Here is a 17,853-nt window from a genome sequence, read left to right as displayed (position 1 = left end):
GCCCCGTTTTCTGTTTCCTGATCGGGATCAGAAGCGGAAGTTCGCCCCGATGAAGAAGTCGCGACCGAGCACGTCGAAGAAGCTCGGCAGGGTATTGCCCTGTTCGGCCTGCGCACCCAGAACCGGGGGCTGCTTGTCGAACAGGTTGTTCACGCCGGCGTTGATCGTCAGACGCTCGTCGACATCGAAGCCGAGCGAGAGGTCGAAGTAGTTCCATGCACCGATCGAACGCAGCGGAAGCGCGTTGTTCGGGATACGGTCGTTGCCGCTGAAGGTGTTCTGGACGCGGAAGTCCTCGGTCGGACCTTCATAGCGCCAGCGCACCGAGAACAGCGCCGGACCCTGCGTGTAGGTGACACGCACGTTGTGGCGGTATTCCGGCAGGCCGTAGGTGCCCTCGACGATGTTCTCGCGCAGCGGCAGCAGGGCCACCGGGGTGTTGCGATACTTGTCGAGCCAGGTGCCCAGGTAGAACAGGCCCAGTTCGCCGTTGAAGAGCGGCAGGGTGTAGTCGACCTGGAAGTCGATGCCCGAGGTTTCGAGCAGGCCGACGTTGTCCTGAACCAGCGACGGGTTAAGACCGCCCGAGTTGAGACCGAGCGCGCCGGTGCCGGTGTTACGCTTGCCGACAAAGGCCGAGCACGCCGGATCCTGCAGGTTCTGCACGGTGTTGAAGCACAGCGACAGAGCGCTGGCCAGACCGCCCAGACGGGTGTTGATGGTGTCTTCAACGCGGATGTTGAAGTAGTCTGCGGTGATGTTCAGGCGGGGGATGAAGCCCGGCTGGATCACCACACCCACGGTGTAGGTGTCGGAGGTTTCTTCACCAACGTTGGGGTTGCCGCCGAAGTCGGCCTGGATCTGCGCGTTGGGCTGCACGGCACGGGTGAAGACTGCCGTCGACGGCACACCCGAGTCGATGCAGAACTGGCGCAGAGCGGCCGTACGCTCGGCCACCGGACCACGATCCGAGCACGGATCGGTAGCGGCCGGGAAGCCGGTCGAAGCACCGCCGAACAGGTCCTGCACGTTCGGTGCACGCACCGCACGCGAGTACTGGCCGCGGAAGCGGATGCCGCGGATCGGCGCGAATTCGCCGCCGAAGTTGTAGGTCCAGTTGCCGCCGACGCGGGCCAGCGAGTAGTCCGAGTAACGGAAGGCACCGTTGACTTCGAGCGCGTGCACGATGTTGTCTTCGAGCACCGGAACGCGGACTTCGCCGAAAACTTCCTTGACGTTGTAGCCACCCTTGGTCGGCAGACCGGCGTTGAAGCCGAGCACGTCGCCCGAGGCAAGGAAGGTGTCGGGGATAAACTCCGAGCTCACCGCACGGTATTCCCCGCCCAGCGCGAAGCCGACGTCATCCGCACCCAGGCCGAGGTTGAACAGGGTGCCGCTGACGCTGGCAACCGCGTTCTTCATGTCCGAGGTGGTGATGTTGGTCGCCTGGATGGCGAGGTAGCGCAGCGCCGCCGGGTCGGCGAGGCCGTTCCCGAAGATGTTGAGCGGAACGCAGCCCGCCGAACGCGCCGCCGCATCCGCGCAGCGCAGCTGGGTGGTGCTGCCCGGCACGAACTCGACAGTCAGCGCGTTGATGAAACGGCTGCGCGAGATGTTGCCCTGCTGGATGTTGGTGTTGGTCGTGCGCGAGTACGAGTAGTACGCATCGAAGTTGATGTTGTCGGTGATCCCGCCGCGAATACCGCCGAGCACGCGGAAGGCTTCACGGTTGAAGTCCGAGTTGCGCGAACCGATGTCCTGGAAGCGGAAGTTCACCTGGGTGGTGCGATACAGCGAGCCGCGGGTCGCGTCAGCCGGGTTCTGGTTGAGCAGAGCGCGGGTCTGGTCGTTGAAGAACGGGCTGTTGACGAACAGCGGCGCCGAAACGCCCGCCGGGGTCGGAGCCAGTTCGGTGGCAACGTCGTTACGGACGAACGAGAGTTCCGAATAGGCTTCGATGCCGTCGGTGAACTCGTAGTGGCCATAGGCGCCGATCAGGTAACGCTCTTGCGGAAGCTGCAGGTAGTTGTCCGGCGCGAAGTTGTAGAGGTCGGCCGGATCCTGGAACAGGCGCGAGCCGCCGCCGCTGGGATTGAAGATGTAGGTCGACTGGGCGCCCGTCGGGCCGGCGTTGAAGGTACCGGTCGGCGTGGTCGCGGAGCCCTGCGGCACGAAGCCGAGTTCACCGCCGCGCGCGATGCAGGTGCCAACGGCGATGCCGCTCGGGAACGGGGTGCCGATGTTACCACGGCCGGTGCTGCCCGGAACGATACAGCCGTCGCCAGCCGCACGCTCGGAGAACACGCGCGCATCCTGGAACACGGGCTTGCGGCGGGTGTAGTTGGCGAACATGGTCACCGCACCGCGGCCGTCGTCGAACGAGGCACCGATGGCGGCGTTGAACTGGTAGCGGGCCGCATCGCCGCGGTCGGTCAGCGAGTAGCTGCCGCCGAACTCGAGGCCTTCGATGTCACGCAGCTTGAAGTTGACGACGCCGGCAACCGCGTCCGAGCCGTAAACGGCCGAGGCACCGCCGGTCACGACTTCCACGCCGCCCAGCAGGAACTGCGGGATGGTGTTGAGGTCGACGATCTGGTTGGTATCGTAGAACATCCAGCGGCGGCCGTTGACCAGCACCAGGGTGCGGGTGGCGCCGAGGTTGCGCAGGTTGAGGGTAACCGCGCCGTTGCCGGGGTTGTTCGAGAAGCCGGTGACGCCCGGAAGGACCTGCGGCAGGGTGTTCAGCACCTGCTCGACGTTGACCGCACCGGTCAGACGGAATTCCTCGGGCGAGACCACGGTGACCGGGCTCGTCGAGTTGAGGTCGGTGCGCTGAATGCGCGAACCGGTGACGATGATGGCGGTGGATTCGGTGGTTTCTTCAGCGGTGCTCGTCACGTCTTCGGACTGAGCGAAAGCCGGCGTCGCGAACATGGCGCCTGCCATGATCGTCCCGGCGAGCAGCGAAGCTTTCTGGAAGCGTTGCATTTGCGGGTCCCCTTTCAACCCACGGACGAAATGCCCGTGGCATGAGACGCGGCGCTTAAGACAATCGCATTCCCGGCTGCAATCGGCAGGTTGCCGACCAGTGACACTTACCTTAGTTATGTTGCAGAACAGATACAGTGACTTTAGGCTCTGCCCGTATATCAGTGTGTTATATCTGCAAGGATCCGCAGATTTGTGATATATCTGCAACTTTTAGCATATGTTGCCGACCTGTGATAACGGCTTGCAATATGGCACTTTGTTCAAGGAGATAGGCATGAGCCCCGCCCAGCATAGCCGCCGAGCCGGCAAATCTGTCCGACCCAGAACCCTCGCGGCGGCCGGACTGGCGGCAGCTTTCGGCGCCGCCGCGATCGCGCAGCAGATCGGCTGGCCCGGCTCTGCGCGACTGCTCGACGATTTGCGCGGGTGCCGCGCGATCACCGATGTGGCGGCCCGGGCGGCATGCTACGATTCGAATGTCGGCACTCTCATCGGGGCAGTCGAAGCGGGCGACGTGAAGCTGGTCGACCGCGAGGAAGTGCGCCGGACGCGCCGCCAGCTGTTCGGTCTGACCCTGCCCGAAACAGACCTGCTCAAGCCCGATCCGAAGGACAAGGAGGAAGCATCCGACCTCTTCGAGACCACGATTGCCAGCGGCCGCCAGACGGGCCCTGCGACATGGCGGTTCACCACAGCCGAGGGTGCCGTGTGGGAGATCAACAATCCGCCGCGCAAGCTGGCGCCGTTTGCGGCAGGGGATAAGGTCGTCTTCAAGAAGGCCTCGCTCGGCTACTACTTCATCCGCATCAACGGCGCGATCGGGGTCAAGGGCCGGCGCGTGCTCTGACAGGGCAGCGCTCGCCGACCCGCTGTAAGAAGCAAAGGGCCCGGTCATCGCTGACCGGGCCCTTCGTGCGTTTGAGGCTCGCGCGCCTTACAGCCCGCCCGGGCCGCAGTCGTTGGCGAGGTAATCCAGCATCTTGGTGTAGAGCTGCTGCTGGTGGTTGAACATCAGCGTGTTGTAGAAGTGGTCCGCCCCTTCGAGCGTGACGAACTCGCCGGTCTTGCCCGCCGCCTGGAACGCCTTCTGGTATTCCTTGAAGTGGTAATACTGCACGCGGCGGTCGACATTGCCGTGGATCATCAGCAGCGGGATGTTCACCTTGGAAATCTCGTTCATCGGATTGATCCCGATGGTGCCGCGGCGGCGTTCCCACTCGTCGAGCGCCTTCAACTCGGTGTTGCGGCGGCCGAGATACTGCTTCTCGGGGTTGGCCACGGCCGCACCGGCGATCGCGCACTGGTAAAGCTGCGGCTCGCGGCTGAGCGAAACGAGCGCGGCATAACCGCCGTATGACCAGCCGAAGAACGCCACGCGGTCCGGATCGACCAGACCCTGATCGATGAGGTATTGCACCCCGTCGTCCTTGTCGTCCTGCATCTTGCCGCCGTGCTCGCCATAGCCCGCGTCGAAGTGCTTCTGGCCCCAGCCCGTGGAAATGCGCTGGTCGGGGTGGAAGACCATGTAGCCCGCGTTGGCGAGCATCTGGCCCCACTCGTCATAGCCGACCATGCCGTTGACCTGCGGGCCGCCGTTGTGCTGCACGATCAGCGGGAACGGCGGCTTGCCCTTGGGGATCGTGATCCAGCCCGGGATCATCAGCCCGTCGCGCGCCGGGTAGCGGATGAACTTCACATCGGCGAGCTGTTCGGGATTGAGCAGCGGGTTGCGGCTGCCGAGCTTCGCCAGCTTGCCGTCCTTCACCAGCCAGAACGAGCCCGGATCATGCGGCCCGCGGTTGGTGACGACCATCGACTTGCCATCGAGCGAACGGCTCGCGATCGACACCTGCCAGGCGTAAGGGATCTGCTGTTCGAGCGCCTGATAGAGCGCCTTCTCTTCCTCGTCGAACCAGTACCGCTCGTACTTCTCGCCCGGATAGACCGCCGCGACCAGCTTGCCGGTGCCGGGGATCGAGGAGCGCTGGATGCCGATCACATCCGCATCCTGCGCCTGGAACAGCTTCTTGCCGACCTTGCCGGTGTTGAAGTCGAACTCGTAGAGCGCCGTCTTGTCGTCGCCGTTGAGGTTGTCGATCAGGTAACCCGTGTTCGGATCCTTGGGATCGAAGCCGGCAATGCCGACGAACCCGCCGAGAATGCGGTAGAGGTTCTTGGGATCGTTGAGATCAAGCTCGTTGAGCTTGGTCCAGTCGCCATCGCCCGGCTTGCGGTAATAGGAAATCAGCTTGCCGGATTCGACGTCGACCGTCTGGGTGAAGCGCGGGTTGCCCTCGTCATCCCACGTATCGACCGAACGGATTCTCGCCGTGCCGCGCAGCACCAGCTCGCGCGTGCCGGTCTTGAGGTTGAACTTGTAGTAGGACCGCGGGCGGAACGACAGCAGCGGGTCCACGCCGCTCGGATCGGCGATCGCGCTGCCGGTGCTAATCAGCACGTGATCGGGATCGTTGGGAAGCGTGTTGACGATCCCGAAGTTGCCGTCGACCGCGGTGAACTTGTTCGCGGACAGGCTATATGCATAGGCGCGATAGTCGCGCACGTCTTCTTCCGGGCCCTTCACGGTCTTGCGGTTGACCTGCCAGGCAGTGCCGAAGATCACGTCGCTGCTGACCCACTGCGCGCTGACGATCTCCATCGGATCGGCGTTGAGCCGGCGCAGCGGCTTCGAGAGATCGGCCGTGTCATAGACCTCGAGGATGTATTCACCCTCGCGGCTTTCGACCTTGTGGACCAGCAGGTGCTTGCCATCGGGCGAGATCTGCACGGCATTGACGACATCGCGCAGTGCCCAGACTTCGATCGGGATGTTGCCCTGCGCCTGTGTGGGGGCAGGCCCGGCGGTGACGAGGCCGATGGCGGAAACGCCGACGAGCGCGGCGGCGAGCGAGGCTTTGAGGAGTTTCATGATCCGTGCATTCCCGGGGACACAGGGTTGAGCTGAAAGGGCGACACCAAACATCGGCACCAAGGGGCGGTGCCGGAACCTTCTTCGTCATTAAACGAAAAATGCGGCCTCTCGGCAAGCGCCGGGAGACCGCATTTCTCTGTTACGTCAGATCATTCGTCGATCAGAAGCGGTACAGCAGCTGAGCGAAGAATTCACGGCCATCGAGGTTGTAGCCGTTACCGATCGCGGCGTTGGCGATCGACAGCACTTCGCTGCCGTCCACCAGCGGCGGGTTGCGGTCGAACAGGTTCGACACGCCCGCGATCACGCGGAAGTCGCCATTGTCCCAACGCAGCGACACCGCGTGCTCGAAGTATTCGCCGGTGAAACCGACGTCGCGGCACACGATCCCGTCACCCGGAACCACGTTGTTCGGCGTGGTGCCGGTGCGCGAACCGCCACCAAGGCAGGTGTCGCCCACGAAGCCGGGGGTCGGGGTGTTGTTCGGACCGAAGCCGAAGGCGTCCGACAGCGGGTCGATACCCACCGGATCCTGCTCGACCGCGCCGATGTAGCGGGTCTGCCAGGTCAGGGTGAAGTCCTTCCACCGCGCGGCGAAGGTCGCACGGCCGATCCAGCTGGGGAAGCCGAACTCGCCCGCGAAGTCTTCGGTGTCGATGTCACCATTGTCGTTGGTGAAGGTGCTCGAACGCTCGATCAGGTGGTTGGCGGTCAGGTTGAGCGAGAGGTCGATCTCGTCCTGGCCGATGGACACCGGGTAACCGAAGGTCGTGTTGAGATCGATACCGCGGACCGATTCCTGGTCGAGGTTGAGGAAGCCCGAGAACACGTCCGAGACCAGACGACGATCGATCGACGACACGCTGATACGGTCGCAGAACGGGCTGCGGGTAGCGTCTTCACGGGTGTAGCAGTCATTGATGATGAACTGCGCACTCGGCTCGATGATCGACTGCTTCAACTTGATGTCATAGTAGTTGAAGTTGAACGCGAAGCGGAAGCCGCTCGCCCAATCTTCCTCGAACGCGAAGCCCGTGGTGATCGACCGCGAGGTTTCCGGCTCGATGTCGAGCGAGCCGCCCGAGGTGATTTCCACGCTACCGGTCTGCTGGGTGTTCAGACCCTGCGAGTCGATACCGACACGGGTCGGATCGCGGCCTTCACGACGGCAGTTGGCGAGCACGTTCGCTTCGCGGGTGTCCTGCGAGGCGATGTAGCCGAGCGCCGCGTCGAACGCCACGTTCGGAACCGCGCAGGGATCGAACAGGGTGTTGAAGCCCGACTGCGCCAGCAGGAAGTTCTCGCGCAGGTTCGGCGCACGGAACGAAGTGCCGTAGCTGAACTTGAGCAGCAGCGGGCTGACCGGACGCCAGCCGCCCTTGAGCGAGAAGGTACCGTTGGTGCCGTAGAACTCTTCGTCGGTCAGACGGCCCGAGAGGTTGACGGTCAGCTCTTCCACGAGCGGCTGGCCGGCCATGAGCGGCACGTCGAGTTCGCCGTAGAGTTCGCGGATCCACTTCGAACCCTTGGCGCCGCTGTCTGCGAAGAAGCCGAAGAACAGGCCGTTGGCCGCCTGGAAGTTCGGCTGCGAGTCGATGGTGTCCTCGCGCCATTCGGCACCGAGCACCACGCCAACCGGACCGGCGGGCAGTTCGAACAGGTCACCCGTAACGTAGCCCGAAAGCAGGGCCTGCTCATAGGTGGTGTCGAAGCTGCGGTTGTCGAAGAGGTAGTCGCGCTCGGCCTGCGAGGCGAGGTCGCCCACGAAGGTCGAAAGCAGGCTCGGGGCGAACATGTTCACCGGAACGCAGCCCTGCGCGAGGTCGGGAGCCGCGGCACCCGGGTTGGCGAGACGCGCGGTGTTGCAGACGCCGATCCACTGCGGATCGCCGAAAGCACCGAACACGTTCAGGTTGGGATCGTAGTCGTCCGCAATGCCGTCGCCGTTGTTGTCGAACACGCCGTCGCCATCGTAATCGGCCGTCGGGTCGAGACCCAGCGCCAGAGCCAGACGGTCTTCACGGATACCGTTGCGGTTCGATTTACCGATCGACTTCGAGTAGCTGCCCGCGACTTCGAAGGTCCAGCTCGAACCGATGAAGGGCAGGTCGCCGCGCACACCGAGCACGCCGCGATACTGTTCCTGCGTCACAACGTAGTTGTTGCGGTCGCCGCGGATCGCGATGATCGGCTGCACCGGCAGCGAGAAGCCGGTCGAAAGCGGACGGGTCGCACCGTTGAAGACGGCCGGGTTAAGACGACGCTGGAAGGCGTTGTCCGCCGCACGGCAGTCCACCCCGTTCGGGTTGATGCGGACGCCGCCGCTCGAGCCGATGTTGCAGGGGTTGAACGGGTTGAGGTCAGGCACGAACGGGAAGATCTGGGCCTGGAACGCGTTCGGAGCCTTGATCTCGGCGCGGGTGAACTGCGCTTCGAAGAAGGGCGTGATGTTGGCTTCACCCGGGAAGGTGTATTCGCCGTAAGCGAAGCCGTTGATCAGCTCCTGACCCGAGATGAAGGTCGTGTCGAGCGTCTCGGGGTTGTTGTTCGAGTTGTTGTTGTAATCCTGGAAGTCAACGTCGCGGATGCCGTCGCCATTGAAATCGACTTCGCGGTTACCGAGGCCGGTGTTTTCCGAGAAGTCGCCGATCACGTTACCGGCGCCCGGCTTGTAGTACACCGAACCGACGCGGGTCTGGTCGATGAAGATACGGCCCGAAAGCGCGCCGATCTTGCACTCGCTGTCGCTGACTCTGATCGCACCGCCCGAGTTGCGGCGGACGAGCGCGCTGTCACGGATGCCGAGCGTGCGCAGATTGCCGTTCTGGTCGATTTCGCGGTGAGCGTCGCAACCGGTGAGGAAGTCGCGGTCCTTGTAACGCACCAGATCGCGCTTCTGGTATTCGACGCCGATGCCGAAGACCGCGCGGTCGGTGTTGAAGCCCCACGCACCCGAGATGGTGTAGTCTTCACCGGCACCCTGCGGGTTGATGTTGCCGTTGGCCTGGATTTCGAGACCGTCGAAGTCCTTGCGCAGGATGACGTTCACAACGCCCGCGACCGCATCCGAACCGTAAACCGACGAGGCACCATCGGTGAGGATGTCGTAACGGTCGACCAGCGAGGCCGGGATCAGGTTGATCGAGGGGTTGGACGGCGCACCTTCCACGCCCGCCGGCGCCAGACGGCGTCCGTTGACGAGCACAAGGTTGCGGTTCGCACCGAGGCCGCGCAGGTTGATGGTCTGCGAACCCGGGCCGTTGTCGAGCACGAAGCCGTTGAAGGTCGCGTCGATCTGCTGACCGGCGGCCGCTTCCGAGCGCTGCAGGATCTGCGAGGGGTCGAAGGCGCCGACCGCCTGCTGGTTCTCGGTGGTGAGCACCTGGAGCGGCGAGATCGAGCTGTAGGTGTCGCGCACGATGCGCGAACCGGTGACGACGATGTTGCCCTGCTGGGCCGGACGACCATCGGCATCGGTCGTCACGTCGACGGGTTCGCCCTGCTCGTCCTTCGCCTGCTCTTCGGCCTTCTTGTCAGCATCCTGCGCGAACGCCGGAGTGGCGATCACGACAGCGAGCGCCGACGCGGTGAAGGCCAGCGCCTTGATCGAATTGCTGTGAAATTTCTTCATGGTCACTCCAGTTGCCCTAACCGGAGACACAACGACAAAACCGAGCGCCCACCACAAGATTGCCCCCTGTGGCAGGCGCAGGCATGAAACATTGCCGTGCTAAGTCCCCGCAGTGACTGTTTTGTGCAATGGCGAAACTTCCATGTCAAAGCAGCCCGTCGCAAAGCCGAAATTTTCCGGGGCGTGTTGCGTTAATCCCACATTCAGACGCGCAAGGTCGATCCTTGCGCAACAAAGTTAGAATGCGGCTTTCTGAATGTTAAAAAATAGGGCGGTTTGCACGCAACAAACCGCCCCGCTATCCAAAGTGAACGTTACAGTGTTACAATCTTGCGCGACCCCGCAAGCGGGTATGACACCCGTGTCATCACCGAATCGTCATGCTCAGGCGCCCGTCGCCTTCATCGATGGCCAGCGTGCTTCCATCGGGCAGCTTGCCCTCGAGCAGCATTTCGGCAAGCGGATCCTGCAGGTAACGCTGCACCGCCCGCTTCAGGGGCCGCGCGCCATAGACCGGATCATAGCCAACCCGCCCGAGCCAGCGTAGCGCCGCGTCGGTCAGATCGAGGGTGATCTTGCGGTCGGCCAGCAGCTTCTGGACGCGCTTCACCTGGATATCGACGATCGGCGCCATGTGCTCCTGCCCGAGCCGGTGGAACAGGATCACCTCGTCCAGACGGTTGAGGAACTCGGGCCGGAAATGCCCGCGCACCACGTCCATCACGTCCTTCTCGACGCTGGCAACATCCGCCCCGTCGGGCAGGTTGGCGAGATACTGGCTGCCGAGGTTGCTGGTCAGGATGATCAGGGTGTTGGCGAAGTCGACCACGCGGCCCTGCCCGTCGGTCAGACGGCCATCATCGAGCACCTGAAGGAGCACGTTGAACACGTCCGAGTGCGCCTTCTCGACCTCGTCGAACAGCACCACCTGATAGGGACGGCGACGCACGGCTTCGGTCAGCACCCCGCCCTCTTCATAGCCGACATAGCCCGGAGGCGCGCCGATCAGGCGGGCGACGGCGTGCTTCTCCATGAACTCGCTCATGTCGATGCGCACCATCGCGCTGTCGTCGTCGAACAGGAACCCGGCGAGCGCCTTGGTCAGCTCGGTCTTGCCGACACCCGTCGGGCCGAGGAACAGGAAAGAGCCGAGCGGACGGCCCGGATCCTGCAATCCAGCGCGCGCGCGGCGGACGGCCTTGGATACGGCCTCGATCGCCTGGCTCTGGCCGATAACGCGCTTGCCGAGGATGCTCTCCATCTGGAGCAGTTTCTCGCGCTCGCCTTCCATCATCTTGTCGACCGGCACGCCCGTCCAGCGGCTGACGACACCGGCGATGTCCTCCTCGGTCACCTCCTCGCGCAGCATGGCGTTGGCGGCCTGACCTTGCGCTTCGGCGAGCTGCTTCTCGAGCTCGGGGATGCGCCCGTAGGAGAGCTCGCCGGCCTTGGCGAGATCGCCCTCGCGCTGGGCCTGCTCCAGCTCGAGCCGTGCGGCATCGAGCGCTTCCTTGATCTTGCCCTCGGCCTCGATCTTGTCGCGCTCGTTCTGCCACCGCGTAGTGAGTTCGGCCGACTGCTGTTCGAGGTTCGCCAGTTCCTCGCGCAAGGCGACGAGGCGGTCCTTCGAATTCTGGTCGGTCTCCTTCTGGAGCGCCTGTTCCTCGATCTTGAGCTGGATGATCCGCCGGTCGAGCGCTTCGATCTCCTCCGGCTTGCTCTCCACCTCTATGCGGATGCGGCTCGCGGCCTCGTCCATCAGGTCGATCGCCTTGTCGGGGAGGAAGCGGTTCTGGATGTAGCGGTCGGACAGCTTCGCCGCGGCGACAATCGCGCCGTCGGTGATGCGCACGCCGTGGTGGAGTTCGTACTTGTCCTTGATGCCGCGCAGGATCGAGATCGTGTCCTCGACCGTCGGCTCGGCGATGAAGACCGGCTGGAACCGCCGCTGGAGCGCGGGGTCCTTCTCGACATATTTCTGGTACTCATCGAGCGTGGTCGCACCGATGCAATGGAGCTCGCCGCGCGACAGAGCGGGCTTCAGCAGGTTCGAGGCGTCCATCGAGCCTTCGGACGCGCCTGCCCCGATCAGGGTATGCATCTCGTCGATGAAGAGGATGATCTGGCCCTCGGCATGCTTGACCTCGTCGAGCACCGACTTGAGCCGCTCCTCGAACTCGCCGCGATACTTCGCGCCCGCGATCAGCGCACCCATGTCGAGCGACATGAGCGTGCGGCCCTTGAGGCTGTCGGGCACGTCGCCGTTGGCAATGCGCAGGGCCAATCCTTCGGCAATCGCGGTCTTGCCGGTGCCGGGTTCACCGATCAGCGCGGGGTTGTTCTTGGTGCGGCGGGCGAGGATCTGGATCGTGCGGCGGATCTCCTCGTCGCGGCCGATAACGGGGTCGAGCTTGCCTTCGCGCGCGGCCTTGGTGAGGTCGCGGGCGAACTTTTCCATCGCGTCATAGGTGCTCTCGGCCCCGGCGGAATCCGCCTTTCTGCCGCCGCGCAGCTGCTCGATGGCCGCATTGAGGGCCTGCGGGGTGACCCCTGCGGCCTTCACGGCCTCGCCAGCAGCACCCTGCGACAGGGCAAGCGCGGTCAGAAGCCGCTCTACGGTGACATAGGAATCGCCCGCCTTGTCGGCGAGCTGCTCGGCCTGGTCGAGCAGGCGCACGGCATCATTGTCGAGCCCGGGGGTCGCCTGCGCGCCGCTGCCGGTCACCGCGGGGATTTTCGAGAGGCCCGCGTCGACCGCGGTTGCGGCAAGCGGCGCCTGACCGCCGGCGCGCTGGATCAGCCCGGCAGCCATACCCTCGCTGTCTTCGAGGAGCGCCTTGGCAATGTGCAGCGGGGTGATGCGCTGGTGGTTCATGCGGATCGCGACCGTCTGCGCGGCTTGCAGGAAGCCCTTCGCGCGGTCGGTGAACTTTTCGAGATTCATGTGGTCCAACCCTCCAAGGTTACCGCAGCGAGATAGTGTTGCACAATGGCAACACAAGGCCCTGCCGCAAAAATCCCCGGCAGGTGTATTACCCGAGTAGGTGGGTTCGGCAAAACCCCAAGGCAAGGGGGCGCTTGCAAAGTCTGCAAGCCTTGACCTGCCCATGCTGCCAAGCGATGGAAGGCCCGCGCGATTTGGGAGAGAAATCGGTCATGAAATGGGTGAAGCGCGGTGCGTTTGCGCTGCTGGCTGTCGTTGTGCTTGCCGTTGCCGGCCTCGCCACGTGGGAGCCATTCATGGCGACCGCCGCCGCGCCGCCCGCCGGTGGCCGCACCTACTCTGCCGAGATCATCCGCGACGAATGGGGCGTGCCCCACATCTCCGGCAAGACCGATGCCGACACCGCCTTTGGCGTCGCGATCGCCCATGCCGAGGACGATTTCTTCACGCTGCAGGATGTGATCGCCATGAGCCGCGGCCGCTACGGCGCGATCGCGGGCGAGGAAGGCGCGAAGGTCGACTATGTCTACCACCTGATCGACGCACGCGGCACGGCGGAACGCGAATATCCCAAGCTCCCCGCCGATACCCGCGCGCTGTTCGAAGCCTATGCCGCGGGCCTCAACCAGTATGCGAGCGAGCATCCGGGCGAGGTCAAGCTCGCCAATCTCTTCCCCGTCAATGGCATGGACGTCGCCGCCGGCTTCGCGCTGCGCCAGCCGTTCTTCTTCGGCCTCGACGGTGTGATCGGGCCGCTGGTGGCGGGCGAGGACCTGCGCCGCGAGCATGGCCCCGACATCCCCGGCTTCCCCCGCCCCGCCCTGCCCGAGGCGGAACCGCTCGGTGCGCCTGCGGCCGCGTCCAAGCAGGCCCGCACGCTGGTGCTGCCGCTGGGCGAGGATGCCGAGCACCTGGGCTCCAACGCCTTTGCGGTCGCGCCCCGGAAGGGCGGCGGGACCGCCACCCTCATTTCCAACTCGCACCAGCCGCTGCGCGGCGGCGTGGCGTGGTACGAACTCGTGGTCGAAAGCGGCGAGGGCTGGCACTTTGCCGGCGCGAACTTCCCCGGATCGCCCTTTCCCTTCCTCGGCCATAACGAGCACCTCGGGTGGACCAACACGGTCAACACCCCCGACATGATCGACGTCTATCAGCTCGAACTCGACGAGACCGGCAAGCGCTACAAGCTCGACGGGCAGTGGCGCGATCTCGAAAGCGAGTGGGTGACGCTGCCGGTCAAGATGGGCCCCGTCGTGCTCCCGATCCGAAAGGAGGTGCTGCGCTCCGTGCATGGCCCGGTGATCCGCAATGCCAAGGGCGCCTTCGCCATCCGCTATGGCGGGATCGGGCAGCTGCAGCAGCTCGATGCCTATTACCGCATCAACAAGGCCAAGACCTTCACCGAGTGGGAGAGCCAGCTATCGCGCCTCGCGATCCCCTCGACCAACTTCGTCTATGCCGACGAGAGCGGCACCATCGCCTATCTCTATAACGCCGCGATCCCCAACCGGCCCGAAGGCGTGAAGGCCGACTGGCGCTCGGTCCTGCCCGGCAACCGTTCTGACCTGATCTGGCAGGGTGCGGTGCCGTTCAGCGCGATCCCCAAGATCGTCAATCCGGCGAGCGGGTGGGTCTACAACTCCAACAACACGCCCTTCACCGCGGCGGGCGCAGGGAGCGATCTCGATCCCGCCAGCTTCTCGCCCACCTTGGGGATCGAGCTGAAGCAGACCAACCGCTCGCGCCGGGCCTACAAGCTTTTGTCGGAGGCCAGCGTTCTCGACCGCGCCACGCTGGAGCGCATCAAGTACGACACCGGTTACGAGCGCGCGGGCTATGTCGGGCGGCTGTTCGAAGCGCTGGAGGCGATGAAGGCCGAGGGCCAGCTCGCCAAGGCGCGCGATCTGCTGCTGTCGTGGGACTTCACATCTGACAACAAGGGTTCTGCCGACGCGATCGCCATGCTGGTGCTGCGCGACTTCATGGCGGCGGACTACAACAACAAGCCCTTCCCCGATGCCGCCGAGAAGCTGCAGGCGGCGAGCGACCATCTGATGCAGCATTTCGGCCGCCTCGACCCGCCACTCGCCGATCTGGTGCGGCTGCGGCAGGGCACGGTCGATCTGCCGATGGACGGCGGCTCGGACACGCTGCGCGCCGCGACCACCTGGGACGTGGCCGAAGATGGGCGTCTCAGCATCAAGCATGGCGACAGCTTCATCATGTGGATCGAGTGGGCGCCCGGACAGAAGGTCGTCTCGCGCTCGATCCAGCCCTTCGGTTCGGCCAGCACGCGGCCGGCCAGTCCGCATTACACCGACCAGATGAAGCTGTTCGTCGATCACAAGCTGAAGCCGGTGCATTTCTGGCGCGATGATCTGCTGGCGAATGCCAGCAGCCGCCGGACCGTGACCAACGCGCGCTGACGGCGATCCCGATCCTGACCACCCGGAGCCTTCCTCACATGACCACTCGTTTTGCTGCCGCCAGCCTTTCGGCGCTCGCGCTCGCGCTGGCCGCGCCCTTCTCGCCCGCGATGGCCAAGCCCAAGGCCCCCACTCCGGCTACGGCCCCCGCTGCCCCGCAGGCGACCGCCGACCTTCCGACGCTCGTCAGCCAGGTTAAGATCCCCTACCAGAAGTTCGAGCTCGAAAACGGCCTCACCGTGCTGGTGCACGAGGACCGCAAGGCCCCCGTGGTCAACGTCACCGTGTGGTATAATGTCGGCTCCAAGGACGAGCCCAAGGGCAAGACCGGCTTTGCCCACCTGTTCGAACACCTGATGTTCAACGGTTCGGAAAACGCCCCCAACGACTACTTCCAGTACCTCGCGGAAATGGGGGCGACCGATTACAACGGCACGACCTGGTTCGACCGCACCAACTACTTCCAGACCGTCCCCAAGCCCGCCTTCGAGCGCGCGCTGTGGCTGGAGAGCGACCGCATGGGCTACCTGCTCGGCGCGGTGACGCAGGGCAAGCTCGATAACCAGCGCGGCGTGGTGCAGAACGAGAAGCGCGAAGGCGACAACGAGCCGGGCGGTCTTGTGTTCTACGAGGTGCTCAAGACCCTCTTCCCCGATGGCCACCCCTACCAGCACGAAGCGATCGGCTCGATGGCGGACCTCGATTCCGCCTCGATGGAAGACGTGAAGGCGTGGTTCCGCGACAAATACGGCCCCAACAACGCGACGCTCGTCATCGCGGGCGACATCTCGGCGGCCGAAGCCAAGCCGCTGGTCGAGAAGTATTTCGGCGCGATCCCGCGCGGCCCCGTCAACGATCCGGCGCAGGCAGACGTCCCGACCCTCAAGGCCCCGGTGCGCGAGACCTTCAAGGACCAGGTCGCCGCGACCAGAGTCACCCGCTACTGGGCGGTCGAGGGCCTGACCGGCAAGGACCGCATCGCGCTTGACGTGGGCGCCTCGATCCTCGGCGGCCTCGCGTCGAGCCGGCTCGACAACGAACTGGTGCGCGGCGAGCAGCTGGCGGTGAGCGTGTCGGCCAGCAATTCGACCTTCCAGCGCATCGGCATCCTCAGCGTCGAGGCGACCGCCAAGGACGGCGTCGATATCGCCGCGCTCGAAGCCAAGATGGATGCGGTGGTGAACCGCCTGATCACCGAAGGCCCGACCGAGGACGAGGTGCGCCGCGCGGTCACCAGCAACCTCGGCCGCACGATCCGCGGGCTAGAGCAGGTCGGTGGCTTCAGTGGCAAGGCGCAGACGCTGGCCGAAGGCCGTGTGCTGGCAGGCGACCCTGATTTCTACGCCCGCGAGTTCGAAACCCTCGCCCGGATCACCCCGGCCGACGTCAAGGCGGCGATGGCCCGCTGGATGACCCGCCCGGCGATGACCGTGGTGCTTGAACCCGGCGCGCGCGATGCGACCTATGAGGAAGCCGCCTCGGTAAAGGCCGATGGCGCGAACGCCTCGGAGCGCGACCGTTCGGCCGAGACGATCACCGTCACCAAGGAGCGCCCCGCCCCGCCGATCGACACCATCGCCCAGCTCGATTTCCCGGCGATCGAGCGCGCGACGCTCAAGAACGGCATGAAGGTCACCTACGCCCGCCGCACCGCGGTGCCGGCGACCTATGTGGCGATGAGCTTCAACGCCGGCAGCGCCGCCGATCCGGCGGGCAAGGAAGGCCTCGGCTTGCTCGCGCTGTCGCTGTTTGACGAGGGCACGAAGAACCTCACCGCGCAGGCTGTGGCGGAGACCAGCGAGCGGCTCGGCGCGAGCGTCTCGGTCGGCGGCGGCGATGACCGCGCGACCTTCACCCTCTCGGCGCTCACCGCCAACCTTGCGCCCAGCCTCGACCTGATGCGCCAGATCATGCGTGAGCCCGCCTTCAACCCCGACGATCTGGAGCGCGTGCGCACCCAGACCGTGACCGGCATCCGCCAGGCGATGAAGTCGCCGCAGGGCATCGCCCAGCGCACCCTCACGCCCGAGCTGTTTGGCAAGGACTCGCCCTATGGCGGGGTGAGCACCGTCGCCAGCATCAGCGGCATCAGCCGCGATGATCTGGTGACCTACAAGGACCGCTGGATCCGCCCCGACAATGGCGAGGTCTTCGTGATCTCGGACAAGCCGCTGGCCGAAGTGGTAACCGCGCTCGACGCTGCCTTCGGTGACTGGAAGGCCCCGGCAACGCCCAAAGGCACCAAGCAGTTCGCCGCTGGCACGCCGGGTGCGGGCAACCGGATCATTCTGGTCAACCGTCCCAACTCGCCGCAGAGCTTCATCGTCGGCGCGCAGATCACCCCGCTGAAGGCAGGCGATCCGGCCTTCATCGCCTTCAACAGCGCCAACAACGCGCTGGGCGGCAACTTCCTCGCGCGGCTCAACATGAACCTGCGCGAGACCAAGGGCTGGAGCTACGGCGTGCGCGGTGCCTCGCAGGCGCGCGAGAACGCGGTGGTCTACTCGATCTCGGGCGGCGTTCAGGCGGACCGCACCGGCGATTCGGTCGCCGAGATGATCCGCGAGACCCGCGAGTTCCTGACCACCAAGGGCATCACGACCGAGGAGCTCGAGCGCTACAAGGCGAACGACATCGGCGCGCTGCCGGGTCGGTTCGAAACCTCGCCCGCCGTCCTCGGCGCGATGCAGGGCAATGCCCTGTTCGGGCGCCCGGACGACTATCAGGAGAAGCTCGCCGGCATCTACAGCGCGCAGACCGTCGAAGCGCTCGACGCGGCGGCCCGCGCGGCGATCGACACCGACAAGTTCGTCTGGGTTGTCGTCGGCGATGCGAGCAAGGTCCGCAGCCAGCTCGAACCGCTCGGCCTGCCGATCGAACAGCGCGAGATGACCGAGGAGTAAGCGAAGGCCAGCGCGCTTCGGCCAAA

Annotated in this window: 7 protein-coding genes; 3 read left to right on the top strand and 4 right to left on the bottom strand. The window is 64.9% G+C overall.

The annotated features are described in order from the left end of the window. Positions 1–27: 27 nt before the first annotated feature. Positions 28–2,988 (bottom strand): TonB-dependent receptor domain-containing protein, encoded by a 2,961-nt coding sequence (locus BZF57_RS01710; RefSeq protein ID WP_086733947.1) that lies wholly within the window; start codon positions 2,986–2,988, stop codon positions 28–30. A 277-nt stretch (positions 2,989–3,265) separates the two neighbouring features. On the opposite strand from BZF57_RS01710, the gene BZF57_RS01705 reads away from it, so the two are divergent. Continuing rightward, entirely contained in the window at positions 3,266–3,838 is a 573-nt protein-coding gene (locus BZF57_RS01705; protein ID WP_086733945.1) for a hypothetical protein, read from the top strand. Positions 3,839–3,925: 87 nt separating this feature from the next. Here the strand turns inward: BZF57_RS01705 and BZF57_RS01700 are convergent, their stop codons facing one another. From BZF57_RS01700 to clpB, 3 genes are all read right to left on the bottom strand, one after another. After that, entirely contained in the window at positions 3,926–5,920 is a 1,995-nt protein-coding gene (locus tag BZF57_RS01700) for an alpha/beta hydrolase family protein (protein WP_086733943.1), read from the bottom strand. Between the two features lie 163 nt (positions 5,921–6,083). After that, positions 6,084–9,554: a TonB-dependent receptor domain-containing protein gene (locus BZF57_RS01695; protein ID WP_086733941.1), complete on the bottom strand. Its 3,471-nt coding sequence runs from the start codon at positions 9,552–9,554 to the stop codon at positions 6,084–6,086. A 367-nt stretch (positions 9,555–9,921) separates the two neighbouring features. Continuing rightward, positions 9,922–12,498 (bottom strand): ATP-dependent chaperone ClpB, encoded by a 2,577-nt coding sequence (gene clpB / locus BZF57_RS01690; RefSeq protein WP_086734591.1) that lies wholly within the window; start codon positions 12,496–12,498, stop codon positions 9,922–9,924. Positions 12,499–12,710: 212 nt separating this feature from the next. Here clpB and BZF57_RS01685 point away from each other — a divergent pair, with 212 nt between their 5' ends. Both BZF57_RS01685 and BZF57_RS01680 read left to right on the top strand, forming a co-directional pair. Further along, positions 12,711–14,924, top strand: coding sequence for an acylase (locus tag BZF57_RS01685; RefSeq protein ID WP_086734589.1), 2,214 nt, complete (start codon positions 12,711–12,713; stop codon positions 14,922–14,924). A 38-nt stretch (positions 14,925–14,962) separates the two neighbouring features. Next, positions 14,963–17,827, top strand: coding sequence for a M16 family metallopeptidase (locus tag BZF57_RS01680; RefSeq protein ID WP_086733938.1), 2,865 nt, complete (start codon positions 14,963–14,965; stop codon positions 17,825–17,827). Positions 17,828–17,853: the final 26 nt, after the last annotated feature.

The organism is Erythrobacter colymbi (assembly GCF_002155685.1).
GTDB classification, from domain to species: domain Bacteria; phylum Pseudomonadota; class Alphaproteobacteria; order Sphingomonadales; family Sphingomonadaceae; genus Erythrobacter; species Erythrobacter colymbi.
Note: the sequence above shows the minus strand (reverse complement) of the source record. Positions and strands in the feature narration are given on the sequence as shown.